General features: G+C 38.1%; 8 protein-coding genes. 5 read left to right on the top strand and 3 right to left on the bottom strand.

What is annotated here, in order from left to right:
• The first annotated feature begins 132 nt into the window (after positions 1 to 132).
• Positions 133 to 1,521, top strand: a complete 1,389-nt coding sequence (gene glmM, locus H148_RS0102750; protein ID WP_029033421.1) for a phosphoglucosamine mutase — start codon at positions 133 to 135, stop codon at positions 1,519 to 1,521.
• Here the strand turns inward: glmM and H148_RS0102745 are convergent.
• Positions 1,511 to 2,419 (bottom strand): lysophospholipid acyltransferase family protein, encoded by a 909-nt coding sequence (locus H148_RS0102745; protein ID WP_029033420.1) that lies wholly within the window; start codon positions 2,417 to 2,419, stop codon positions 1,511 to 1,513. The two genes, glmM and H148_RS0102745, sit on opposite strands and share 11 nt — an antisense overlap.
• A 54-nt stretch (positions 2,420 to 2,473) precedes the next feature.
• Between H148_RS0102745 and H148_RS0102740 the strand changes: the two genes are divergently transcribed.
• Entirely contained in the window at positions 2,474 to 3,124 is a 651-nt protein-coding gene (locus H148_RS0102740; protein ID WP_029033419.1) for a rhomboid family intramembrane serine protease, read from the top strand.
• Between the two features lie 46 nt (positions 3,125 to 3,170).
• Positions 3,171 to 3,845, top strand: a complete 675-nt coding sequence (locus H148_RS0102735) for an SIMPL domain-containing protein (RefSeq protein ID WP_029033418.1) — start codon at positions 3,171 to 3,173, stop codon at positions 3,843 to 3,845.
• Positions 3,846 to 3,923: 78 nt separating this feature from the next.
• Here the strand turns inward: H148_RS0102735 and H148_RS0102730 are convergent, their stop codons facing one another.
• On the bottom strand, positions 3,924 to 5,057 hold the full coding sequence (locus H148_RS0102730) for a TlpA disulfide reductase family protein (RefSeq protein ID WP_029033417.1): 1,134 nt from the start codon (positions 5,055 to 5,057) through the stop codon (positions 3,924 to 3,926).
• A gap of 123 nt (positions 5,058 to 5,180) precedes the next feature.
• Here H148_RS0102730 and H148_RS17110 point away from each other — a divergent pair, with 123 nt between their 5' ends.
• Positions 5,181 to 7,628, top strand: coding sequence for a GAF domain-containing protein (locus H148_RS17110; RefSeq protein ID WP_211222968.1), 2,448 nt, complete (start codon positions 5,181 to 5,183; stop codon positions 7,626 to 7,628).
• Here H148_RS17110 and H148_RS0102720 read toward each other — a convergent pair.
• The gene (locus tag H148_RS0102720; RefSeq protein ID WP_029033416.1) at positions 7,548 to 8,738 is read right to left on the bottom strand and encodes a Pycsar system effector family protein; all 1,191 of its coding nucleotides are present in this window, start codon (positions 8,736 to 8,738) and stop codon (positions 7,548 to 7,550) included. The two genes, H148_RS17110 and H148_RS0102720, sit on opposite strands and share 81 nt — an antisense overlap.
• A gap of 54 nt (positions 8,739 to 8,792) precedes the next feature.
• Between H148_RS0102720 and H148_RS0102715 the strand changes: the two genes are divergently transcribed.
• A complete protein-coding gene (locus H148_RS0102715) occupies positions 8,793 to 12,515 on the top strand; it encodes a metallophosphoesterase (RefSeq protein WP_029033415.1) in 3,723 nt (1,240 codons plus the stop codon).
• The last annotated feature ends 248 nt before the right edge of the window (positions 12,516 to 12,763 follow it).

Below are 12,763 nucleotides of genomic sequence, written 5' to 3'. Positions count from 1 at the left end.
TTTATGTTAAGTTTTGTGACTGCTTCAGAAGGACTGTATATTTGTGCGACCTTACTTTTTTTGCTGAACAAATTCCGCAGAAAATGAGGTTCCAAAAAATGACATTTTTGACAACTCTTTGAAAACCAGTTTATGACTTTAATTAAATCTATTTCCGGAATTCGCGGAACCATTGGAGGAAAACCTTCAGAAAACCTGACTCCAGTGGATGCAGTAAAGTTTGCTGCTGCTTACGGTACCTGGTTGAAAAACCGCCATCAAGATAAGAAGGCTATCGTTGTGGTAGGTCGGGATGCAAGAATTTCGGGTCAAATGATTCAACAACTTGTAATGAATACGCTTACCGGACTTGGAATTAATGTAATTGATCTTGATCTTTCTACAACTCCCACGGTCGAAATTGCGGTTCCCATGGAAAAGGCAGATGGGGGAATTATTCTTACCGCCAGTCATAATCCTAAACAATGGAATGCTCTAAAGCTCCTCAACGAAAAAGGAGAATTTCTGAATGGAGATGAGGGAGCTGAAATTCTACGAATTGCCGAAAAAGCCGATTTTTCTTTTGCAGAAGTAGATGACCTTGGAAAAATTATGGAAGTTGACCATTATATTGATACTCATATTGAAGAAGTGGTAATGCTTCCCCTGGTGGATGCCAAAAAAATTGCTGAAGCAGGATTTACTGTAGCAGTGGACGGGGTTAATTCCACAGGGGGAATAGCAATTCCAAAATTACTGAAGAGGCTGGGAGTAAAGGTAATTGAACTTTATTGCGAACCAACCGGCGAGTTTCCTCACAACCCGGAGCCTCTTAAAGAACATCTTTCAGAGATATGTGAGCTTGTAAAAGAGCAAAAAGCAGATCTTGGTGTGGTGGTTGATCCCGATGTTGACAGACTTGCTTTTATTACAGAAGAAGGGGAAATGTTTGGCGAGGAATATACTTTAGTGGCTTGTGCCGATTATGTTTTAAGTAAGACTCCCGGGAATACTGTAAGTAATCTTTCTTCTTCCAGAGCTCTAAGGGATATCACCCAAAAGCATGGTGGCAGCTATGAAGCCAGTGCGGTAGGTGAGGTAAATGTTGTGGAGTTAATGAAGAATAACAATGCCATTATTGGCGGTGAAGGTAATGGTGGAATTATCTATCCGGAATCCCACTACGGCCGTGACAGTCTGGTAGGAGTAGCCTTATTTTTAACTTTTTTGGCTGAGAAGCAAATGAAGGTGTCCGAATTGAGAAAGACTTATCCTTCTTATTTCATGAGCAAAAACAAAATTGAACTCACTCCGGAGCTTGACGTGGATAATATTTTAAAGCAGCTAGAAAAGAAGTATACCGGAGAAGAGGTGAGTACGGTAGATGGTGTAAAAATAGATTTTGCAGAACACTGGGTGCATTTGAGAAAATCCAATACTGAACCTATAATCAGGATTTATACCGAAGCTAAAAGTCAGGAGAGGGCAGATGAGGTAGCTAAAGAAATGATAGGTGAGATAAAAAAAATCGCTAATCTTTAATAACTACAGCATTTTCTGATATTGGATTATTTCTATGTTTCCATCTTTTATGGGTCCATAAATAATACTGGGGCTCCTGTTTAATTTGATTTTCAAGATGTTCAAAATAGCTTCGGGTTATAAAATATTGAGGTTCTTTTGCCGGCTCATATGATATTGTTTTAAAGGAGGCTACGTAGTAGCCTCTTTTAATTTTTTCTACGTGCAGGTAGACTACTACCATATCCAATGTGCGGGAGAGATGTTCCAGCCCCATAAAGATTGGAACCGTAATTCCCATAAAATCTCTCCAGGCCCGGGCACGGGAAATTTTTGGAGACTGGTCTGCAATCATAGCATAAACCCCGCGGATTCCTTTACGTTCATTAGCAGTAATAGTTTTGGTCGCTTTTGTAGTTGGAATAAGGATACCTTCATAGCGACCTCTAATATCTTTGGCAAGTTGGTCAAAGTAGCGGTTTTGTACCTTTTTATATACCCCAAAACCTTTGTAGTCCAGGCCGTATAACTGTAAAGCATTCATCCATTCATAACTCGCATAATGGCCACAGGCAAGAAGGATACTCTTATCCATTTCTCTAATCTTCTGGATTTCTTCTACATTTTTAAATTTAAAACGCTTTTTTAATTCTTCATTTGAGATAGAGAGGCTCTTTATCATTTCCAGAAACATGTCCACCATATGACGGAAGAAATCTTTTCTGATCTTTTTCAGTTCCGCCCTGGTCTTTCCAGGAAAAACGAGTTGAAGATTTTCTATGACTGTTTTCCTTCTGTACCTGGCGACGTAAAATACAATCACAAAAACAAAGTCTGAAAACAGGTAGAAGAGCCTGAAAGGTAATATCGAAATAAGCCACAAAAATGGGTAAGCCAGCCAGAAAACTAAACGCTGCATGGGAAATTCATTTAGGCAAATATATGGTATATTTGGCACTAAATTTTAGCATTAATGGGAGATTTGGACCTGGTTACCATAGCAGTCATAGCAGCAAATATAATTTTCTCTTTTAAGGGATTTAATGATCGGTCTTTATTTGAAAAGTACAAGTTTAATTCTGCAGCGGTTAAAAGAGGAGAGAAGATAAGAATCCTCACTTCCGGATTCTTACATGTGGATACAGCGCATTTGTTTCTTAATATGCTCACCTTGTATTTCTTTGCCGATATCGTTATTGCCTCCCTTGGTAGTATAAGTTTCTTACTCATATATTTTACGAGCCTGATGATTGGTAATCTTTTATCTTATTATTTTCACAAGGACGAATTTCAATACAATGCGGTGGGAGCAAGCGGTGCCGTATCGGGAATTATTTATGCTGCTATTTTGTTGTATCCGGACATGAGCCTCTATATGTTTTTTATACCAATTCCAATACCGGCTTATGTTTTTGGAATAGGTTATATGTTTTACTCTATCTATGGGATGAAAAACAGGATAGGGAATATTGGTCATGATGCTCATTTTGGTGGAGCTGTAGGAGGTTATATTTTAACGTTGATCCTTGTACCAGAATTATTTACTACAAGTTTGTTAATGGTGATTTTACTTGCATTACCCATTGTTTTACTTTTTTTCTTACAGAAATCAGGAAAAATATGATATTGGCATCGAAATTGAAATTCAGAACAAAATAGTTTTAATAATTATGAAAAAATATCTTCTTTTAATTGCCATTTTTGGATACTGTATAGGCTTTGCTCAAGAGAAACCAATTCCTTCAATCTCGGTACTTGGAACCGGAACAGTAAACATAGTACCAGACAAAGTGCTTATTAAGTCAAGGATCGAACACACTGGTAAAACAGCTGAAGAGGTTAAGCGAAAAAATGACCAGGTGGTGGATAAGGTGATAAAATATTTGAAATCTCAGGGTGTAGCCCCCAAAAATATCCAAACCGAATACATCAGGCTCAACAAGGAAGTGAATTATAATACCCAGGATACCATGTATTCAGCGAATCAGGCAATTTCCATTGAATTGGTCAACCTTACGGACTATGAGAAAATCATGTCTGGTCTACTAAGTTCAGGCCTCAACCGGATTGATGGTATAGAATTCAGAACTTCAGAAAAAGAGGCACTACAGTCAGAAGCACGAAGAAAGGCAGTTTTAAATGCAAAAATGAAAGCTGAAGAATATGCATCTGCACTGGGACAAAGTGCAGGAAAGGCAATATTTATTTCTGAAGTTCAAACAGATCATTATCAACCGGTTTACAGAGTTATGGAAATGCAATCGGATAATGCCGAACAGCAAACTATCGCGCCGGGTGAAATGGAAATTACCGTGAAGGTCAATGTCACTTTTATGTTGAATTAATTTATGATTTAATATAATTAAAAAGGGTGCTGAACAGCACCCTTTTTTTGTTTTTAAACCGAAACCCAAGGGAAATTTTTAATTTTGCGAAGAAGTATTATTAAGCATCTCTCCAACCTTTTCTCCTAGGGCTTCACCTCTAAGGTCTTTTGCAATGATCTTTCCGCTTTCATCTAACAGGAAGGCTGCCGGGATAGCCCGAATGCCGTATTCTACTGCGACAGGATCCTGCCAGAACATAAGATTAGAAACATGGTTCCATTGGCCAAGATTATCATCTTCTATAGCTTGAATCCACTTGTCCTTTTGTCCCGGACGATCCAAAGATACCTGAATGATATTAAATCCCTGGTCATGATATTTCTCATAGACCTCAACAATATTGGGATTTTCTACCCTACAAGGTTTACACCATGCAGCCCAGAAATCAACAAGAGTCACTTTTCCAAGAACATCATTTAAAGCAAGCATTTCTCCCTGTGGAGTTGGTGCAGTAAAGGTTGGAGCCTTACTGCCAACCTCGGTCTTGCTCATATTGTCCAGACGTGTTTTAAAAGATTTTGTCAAAGGAACTTCCTTAATTTTAGGACTCAATTGATCGTAAAGTTCCCTTAACTCTGAGGAAGAATAGGCAGAATTTAACATGTCCTGAAGGATCATTACAGATACAATGGAATTAGGATTTGATTTGATCAATCCTATTTTTGTCTCTTGATCTTCGTCAAAAATCTGTTCCTGAAAAGCCTGTAGATTTTGTAAAGTAGTAGAATCTCTGTTCATCATAGCTTCTCTCAAAGCGTTTCTGTTTTCTCCCATTTTCTTGCTAACCGTTCTCACATTCTCCAGGTAAGCGGTTAATACTTCGTTGTCTTCTCCACCGGAAATTTCTGAAGAATAAATACTATCCGGATATACTTCAAAATTAATGGGGGTATTATCTGCAATAAAAACCACATTCCCACGGGTTCCTTCAACGGTCAGAAAACTTATGGTAGGCTCTTCTTTTTCGGCAAGGTCAAGTTCAAATTTCTCATCTTTAACTTCTACAGTATCCAGATGCACAACCTGAGTATTACTGTCATTTAATTCTGAAACGATAACCATTTGCCCATCCGGAGCATTTTGAACTGTTCCGCTAATCCTGTATCCTTCATTTTCACTTTCACAAGCAGCAAGAAGAATAACCAGTCCGGCTAAGAATATTTTTCGCATAATTAATTTAAATTTTGGACAAAAATAAGGAAGATACCGGAGAGAAACCGTTGAAATAGATAAATTAATGTTAATATGAAAAACTGTCACAGGCACAGATCGAAATTCCTTTAATTTTAACATATGAAGAATCAAAAGGAATTTCCCCTGGAAATAAAGATCGGTTTTCACAAGATCATTGAACAATATCGCAGACAACTGGAGATAGAATCGAGCAGCATCTCCAGGGAATATTTGGAGAAGATGTTGGAGTATATCTCCACTTTTCCTCCTTTGGAAGAAGGGATCAACAACTTTGAAGAGCTTAATAAGTTAAAAGATCCCATAAGGATTCTCATGAAAGATCTTTTTCCCGAAATTCTTTCGGGGGCACAGATTAAAGCCATCTCTGTTCCATTTCATAATCTTATTTTTAATTCAACTCAAAAATTCAGAGAGATTTTAGCAGGTGCAGGAAAAGATTTCACATTGAAAATGAGGAATCTTGGAGACGACCTTGATTACATCTACGCGTGTATTCTTATACTCAATGAGTATTATGGCTACGATTTGGATTTTTCACGGCCTCTTTATTATGACATACCCGATCAAAATGGCATTTTAAGACACTATAGAATTGAACTGGATTCAGATTTCATGGAGCTGGAACCTAATGATAAGGCTATAGAAATAACCAAAGATGATGTTGATGAGTTAATTCAAAATATTGAAAATGTAGAGCTTTGGAAGCAAAAATTTCCCCCAAAAAGCTGGATTTTTAAAGGGTTTACTATTATTTCACTTACAGATGTTACTGTAGACGATGCAATCTCAGATCTTAAGACAACTCTGTTGCAAAGAAATACCTCAGGAAAGGAAGAGATGGAAAAATTTGAGGAGATTTTTAAATCCATCTATAAAATTCCAAATCTTCGGGTAGGTTTTACTATGTATAATGATCAGGAATCAACCTTTGAACGAATGATGGGAAATCGTTCTCCCAGTTTTTTACTTCAGCAGAAAAAAGGAGTGGACTGTAAGGGTGCGCTAGAGGAGGAGGCTTATCAAAAACTTGTGAGGGAACATAATTACTTTAGTATTCCCGATGTCACAAAATTTTCAGCCAAGTCTTCAAAAAATCTTCTGGCTGCATCTTTGGTGGACGCAGGTGTAAAAAGTGCAATAATTGCTCCTATTGCTAAAAACAACATTTTATTGGGGTTGCTTGAATTGGTGTCTTATGAAAAAAATGAACTTAACAGTATTAATGCCACGAAACTAGAAGATATCTTACCTTACATTGTTACCGCCGTGGAACGTAGTAAGGCAGAATTTGAGAACCGGGTGAAGGCGGTAATACAAAGCGAATGTACATCGATACATCCCAGCGTGTTATGGATTTTTGAAAAGGAGGCAAGAAAGTTTATAAGAGACCTGGATGAGGATGGACTTGCATCTTTTAAGGATATTACCTTTGAAGACGTTTATCCTTTATATGGAGAAATAGATATTGTGGCTTCTTCAGAAGCCCGTAATGAAGCTATTCAGAAAGACCTGCTTGATCAACTTCAATTAATTACCGGCATAGTTTGCGAGGCTGAAGAAATTGAAAATCTGAGTATTTATGAACAGGTAAAATTCCGCATTAAGGAATTTGAAGATGATCTCGCCGGCAGTTTGAGCACCTCAAGTGAACAGAAGGTTTTCAACCTCCTCCAAAGGGAGATAAATCCTGTCTTGGACCACATTGAAAAACAATCTCAGCAATTAAAGGAAAAGGTAGGAGTCTACAGAGAAAATGTAAATTCTGAAACCGGTATAATATATAATCACCGCAAACATTATGACGAGGCTGTACAGCAAATTAATCGCACAATGGCCCGTTATATTGATCGTAGACAAATTGATGCGCAGGAGATCTATCCCCATTATTTTGAAAGATATAAAACCGATGGCGTAGAACACAATATTTACATAGGTGCTTCCCTCGCAAATAATAAAGCGAAACCTTTTGACGAGGTTTATCTGTTCAATCTTCGTTTGTGGCAATTGAGTACGATGTGCGAAATGGAGAACCGTTTCTACCAAATCCAGGAAAATATGCCTTTGAAACTGGAGGCAGCTTCATTGATCCTTGTTTACAATACAACGTTATCAATAAGATATAGGATGGATGAAAAACAATTTGATGTTGATGGTACCTACAACGCGAGGTATGAGATCATAAAAAAAAGAATAGATAAAGCAAATGTGAAAGGATCTGAAGAAAGGGTAACTCAAAAGGGGAAAATTGCAATTGTCTATGCTAACAGGAAAGATGAAAGGGAATATTTGCGTTATATTAAATATTTGCAGTCCAAAAAATACTTAGGGGAAAAGGTTGAAAAATTAGAGTTGGAAGATGTACAGGGAGTAATTGGCTTAAAAGCAATCAGAGTTGAGGTCCTATACCATCTTAAAAATGAACAACAGGAAGAGCAGATTTTTACCTATGAAGATCTTGAAAAGGTCCTAGGCAAGGTAATAAGTAGCAATGAAAGTAAGGACCGAGAGAATAATTCCTACCATAAAGATAGTATAGGTAATTCTTAACAGGTAATACTTCCGGTTGAGTACTACTCCGAGCATGTAGAGATCCTTCATTAGAGATTCATAAACATCGGTTTGATTTTCTAGTATTTCATGCATTGCCCATTCAAATTGCTCGTAAGGCATACGATGAAAATTCCCAAAAAATAAAACGTTTACCTCTCCTTTTTTTATTTGCTCCCTTGTGAATTCTCCCGATGTTACGTTTGGCCTGGTAGACATAATTGCTCCTATAATTGATGCCACACTAAAGATCATGAGAATAAAAATGGGGATCATCATCATAGTACTTGATTGGGCGGGGGTCGCAAGATCTGGTATAAAATTGGCAATGGCCAGAGAAATGATTATGGCATTAACTGACAGGAGGATATTGGCTTTAGCATCTGCAATATCACTTAACTTTAGGTGATTCCGCATGGTGACTCTAAAGAGCGTTTGAATCCCCCGATCCGGGCTCTTGTCTTTGTATTTTACTTTGAGTCTAGCCTTAGCCTCTTCCTTAGCTAATTTCTTTTTTGCCTTTCTTTCTTTATTGAGTAGCTCGTAGAGATTTTTATTTTTTCCTTCTGTCCAGTTTTTTCTCGCGTAAGGAGTATAGTATTGGTGTCGTTCGGTAAAAAGTTCGATATTTTGTTCAATCCACTCCTGATGTGAATAGTTCTTTATCTTTTGGAGTTTTAGTTCCTGCCGAAGGAATTCACTGGTTTCTTCAAAATAGTCTTTTGTCAGATGAGAGGTATCTGCGTCTTTAATAATCTTTTCTGAAAGATCTTTAGGTTCTGCCCCCATTCTGGAGGCGAGAATTAATTTTGAGACTTCATCAATAAGTTCCTGGTCTGCGTCCTGTTTTTGCAACCAGTCTTTTGCAATGTGAACACTTTCATCTTCATGACCTGCATATTTCTCTATATAACCTGTGTCGTGCAACCACGCAGCAAGGAGAAGCGGCTCTTCCTGTTTAACACTTATTTCAGATTTTTCAATTAATTCTTTAGTACTTTTAACTACCCTTTGAGTGTGCTTAAAATTGTGATAAATGAATGTATTGGGTAATTTTTTTCTGAATAGTTCCTGTACAAAATTTTCAGCTTTACCGGTAAGAGTTGTCATTCAGTCGTGGTTAGTTTGCACCAAATTACAAAAAAATCCCCCCAATAATTTTGTATGAGAAAAAATAACATATTTCTAACACTGGTATTGTTTATTGCACTTTCGGCCTGTTCTCCTTCATTAAATCAACTTTATTATGCCAAGGATGAACCTACAGAAGATTTTGGCTACCCCGAGGATAAAGTAGTTGAAAAATCTTTTTATCTATTGGGAGATGGAGGTTATTCTCCTCCCGGAGGTTCTTCAGAGGGATTACTGGCTTTTAAGACCTACATTGATTCAGTAAAACAGGTTGGAAATTACACAATATTTCTTGGTGATAATATATACCCCTCTGGACTGGTTCCTAAAGATCATCCGGATAGGAAGCTTATGGAATACCGTCTCGATGCCCAAATAGATGCCGTGGAAAATTATGACGGTAATCTCTTTTTTGTTCCAGGGAACCACGACTGGTATGGTGAAGGATTAACGGGACTTGAACGCCAGGTTGAATATTTACGAGAAAAACTGGAAAGGGATGATGTTTTTTATCCTGAACCGGGCTGTGGTTTGGCTTCGTTTGAAGTTACTGAAAATATCCAGGTTATAGTTGCCGAAACCCAATGGTTTCTGGAAGATTGGGATGAGCACCCTAAAATTAATGATGACTGTGCTGAAATCAGAACCAGAGAAGCCTTCTTTCAGGAAATTGACAGTGAACTAAAAAAGAACCAAACAAAAACTGTAATTTTTGTGATGCATCATCCTATGTACACCAATGGTTTACACGGAGGGAATTTCAGTTTTAATAATCATTTGTACCCAACTCAGCGAAAACTTCCTTTACCCCTTTTAGGAACTTTAGCGAATTTTATACGAACTACCGGTGGAGTTACCAGTACAGATCTTCAGAATGAAAGATATAAGGGGATGAGGGACCGCATAGAAACTATCGCATCCAGATGGGGGAATGTAATCTTTGTTTCGGGACATGACCATTCCATACAGTACATAGAACATGATAAAATAAAGCAGGTAGTTTCCGGTTCGGCTTCTAAAGCTTCTTATGCAGGTATAAGAAACGATGGGCTTTTTGCCTATTCCGGACAAGGGTTTGCTGCTCTTGATGTTTTTGAGGATGGTTCTTCCTGGATAAGTTTTTATGGAAGTAGGAACAAGCAACCTAAGCTTTTATATCAAACTGAAGTCATTGAAGCACCACAACCTTTTAATACCGATACATTATCAACTTCCTTTCCACGCACCCTAGAGGCGTCGGTCTATGAGCCACAGGAGACAGAGGCATCTCAAGCTTATGAAAGTATTTGGGGGGATCGATACAGGGCTCTATACGGAATCAATGTAGATGCCCCGGTAGCAATTCTTGATACTTTATACGGTGGCCTCACTGTAGAAAGAGCAGGAGGAGGCCACCAAACCAGATCTCTTAGGTTAAAGGATCGGGAAGGTAGGGATTACAATATGAGAGCTCTGGAAAAAAGTGCTGTCCAGTTTCTTCAAACAGTGGCTTATAAGGATACTCCGGTAGAGACAAAATTTGAGAACACTCTTGCCGAAGATGTAATTATGGATTTTTACACTTCTGCACATCCCTATGCATTTCTAACTATTCCTACCTTGTCCAAGGCAGCAGGGATTTATCACACCAACCCAAAGTTGTTTTATGTTCCTAAGCAAAAAGCTCTTGGAGATTTTAACAGTGAATATGGGGATGAATTATATATGATAGTAGAACGACCGGAAGGAGCATGGACTGGTTATGAATCTTTTGGCGAACCAAATCATGACATTGAAAGTACAGCCGGAGTTTTTGAACGATTACGGCGGGATGAAAAATACAGTCTTGACGAATCTGCTTATATAAGAGCCAGGATATTCGATATGCTGGTGGGAGATTGGGATCGGCATGAAGACCAATGGAGATGGGCTGAATTTGAAGATGAGGAGGGAAATCACCTTTTTAGACCTATTCCGCGGGACAGGGATCAAGTTTTTTCCAATTTTGACGGAGCCTTTTTAAATACTTTACGAGGTCTTACAGGTTTTGCTAATCAATTTGCTGTATATGATGAAAATATTAATGATATCGAGTGGTTTAATTCGGCAGCAGTGGGGTTGGACAGAAGCCTCATTCAAAGTGCTGAAAAAGAGGAATGGTTAAGACAGGCAGAGTTTCTTCAGGAGCAAATTACTAATGAGGTCATTGAAGAAGCTTTTAGTAAGCTTCCGGAGGAAACCAGGGGAGAATCAACACAACGTATTATTCGAAATCTTAAAGCCAGGAGAGATAATTTAGTAGATATTACCAGAAGATACTATAATTATTTTGCTGAATTTGCCATCATTTCTGCGACAGATAAAGATGATCATGTAGAAATCGAGCGTCTTGCGGGAGATAAAACCCGCGTTACCATCTACAGGATCAAAGAGGGGGAAAAGGCCGATGTGGTGAGTCACAGGGTGTATGATTCTAATGTTACGGAAGAGTTGTGGATATATGGCCTTGATGATGATGACATTTTTGAGGTTCATGGAGAAGCTTCTTCACAGATTCTGGTCAGAATTATTGGCGGACAGAACAATGATATTTATAGGATCAAAAATGGCAAAAAAGTAAAGGTCTATGACTATAAATCTTTACCCAATACTGTGGAAATCAATGATGGAGGAGATATTACTTTCACAGATAATTATGAGGTGAATGTTTTTGACAAGGACCGAAAGGTTTTCTCTACAAGTGCTATTCTTCCGGCTGTAGGTTACAATCCCGATGACGGTTTTCAGGTGGGGTTAAGTGCATCAGTTACTAAATATGGCTTCCGAAGAAATCCTTTTACTGCACAGCACAGGTTCAGGGCCGGATATTATTTTGCTACCCAAAGTTTTGATTTACGCTATCAGGGTGAATTTGCTAACGTCTATGGAAATTACAACTTCCTTGTGGCAGGTCATTTTACTAATCCAAGTTACACTCGCAATTTCTTTGGAATGGGAAATGAAACTGAAAATTTTGAAGAAGATTTGGGAATGGATTACAATCGAGTTCGCATTAGTAGGTTTGGAGGAGAAGCTGGTTTAGTGAAAGATTCTCCCTTTGGCCGTTATTACAAATTGAATGCATCTTTTGAAGGAGTAAAAATAGAGGAAAATACAGATCGGTTTCTTTCTTCAGAATACATGAAAAGAACTAATTTTTTCGAGCGGCAGTATTTTGCGGGTCTGGAAGGTTTATTTCTATATGAGAGTTATGATGATGTGCTTAATCCATCAAACGGGATGAAGTTTGAACTTATAGGAGGTGGAAAAATCAATACAGGGGAAACAGATAATTTTTATGCTTATTTAGCTCCATATCTGGGTTTCTATAAAGCTGTGAGTCGTAATAATAAATGGGTTATTAATTCACGTGTTAATGCAGAGGTACTTTTCGGTGATGATTTTGAATTTTACCAGGCTGCAACTTTAGGTGGAAATGAGAATCTTAGAGGATTTAGAGAAGAACGATTTTCAGGTGAAAGTGCCTTTGTGTGGGGCAATGATCTAAGATATAGTTTTGATGAATTTAAAACGTCCTTTATCCCTCTTCAAATGGGAGTTTTTGCGGGATACGATCTGGGCCGGGTGTGGCTTGATGGAGAAGATAGTGAGCTTTGGCATGACAGCTATGGCGGCGGCTTCTGGATTACGGGTGCAGAAGCCTTTTCGGCTAAATTTAATTTATTTACCGGAGGTGAAAGACTACGTTTCAGTTTTAGTGTCGGAATGAATTTTTAATACTCCTTTTGTTGCTTAATACAATGTTTGCTTTTTACTCCTTCAAATTAAGGATAGAAGCAAAGCCGTTTCAGTTTAGCAAATTATATTAATTGAGGAGGCTGTTTTTTACTGAAAGAGAGCAGTTAATTACCTTTTTTTAGGGGTATGATCAGGTTATTATGTAAGCTTCCCTAATTAGAACTGCTTGTTTTTTCTAATTATTTGGGGGTTTGAGAAGAATATTTAATATCCTTCGGGAAAGAAAC

The organism is Salinimicrobium terrae DSM 17865 (assembly GCF_000424665.1).
Lineage (GTDB): Bacteria > Bacteroidota > Bacteroidia > Flavobacteriales > Flavobacteriaceae > Salinimicrobium > Salinimicrobium terrae.
Note: the sequence above shows the minus strand (reverse complement) of the source record. Positions and strands in the feature narration are given on the sequence as shown.

Coding starts and splice junctions, on each gene's coding strand:
- glmM (WP_029033421.1), top strand. CDS start 133: ATGACTTTAATTAAATCTATTTCCGGAATTCGCGGAACCATTGGAGGA.
- H148_RS0102745 (WP_029033420.1), bottom strand. CDS start 2,419: ATGCAGCGTTTAGTTTTCTGGCTGGCTTACCCATTTTTGTGGCTTATT.
- H148_RS0102740 (WP_029033419.1), top strand. CDS start 2,474: ATGGGAGATTTGGACCTGGTTACCATAGCAGTCATAGCAGCAAATATA.
- H148_RS0102735 (WP_029033418.1), top strand. CDS start 3,171: ATGAAAAAATATCTTCTTTTAATTGCCATTTTTGGATACTGTATAGGC.
- H148_RS0102730 (WP_029033417.1), bottom strand. CDS start 5,057: ATGCGAAAAATATTCTTAGCCGGACTGGTTATTCTTCTTGCTGCTTGT.
- H148_RS17110 (WP_211222968.1), top strand. CDS start 5,181: ATGAAGAATCAAAAGGAATTTCCCCTGGAAATAAAGATCGGTTTTCAC.
- H148_RS0102720 (WP_029033416.1), bottom strand. CDS start 8,738: ATGACAACTCTTACCGGTAAAGCTGAAAATTTTGTACAGGAACTATTC.
- H148_RS0102715 (WP_029033415.1), top strand. CDS start 8,793: ATGAGAAAAAATAACATATTTCTAACACTGGTATTGTTTATTGCACTT.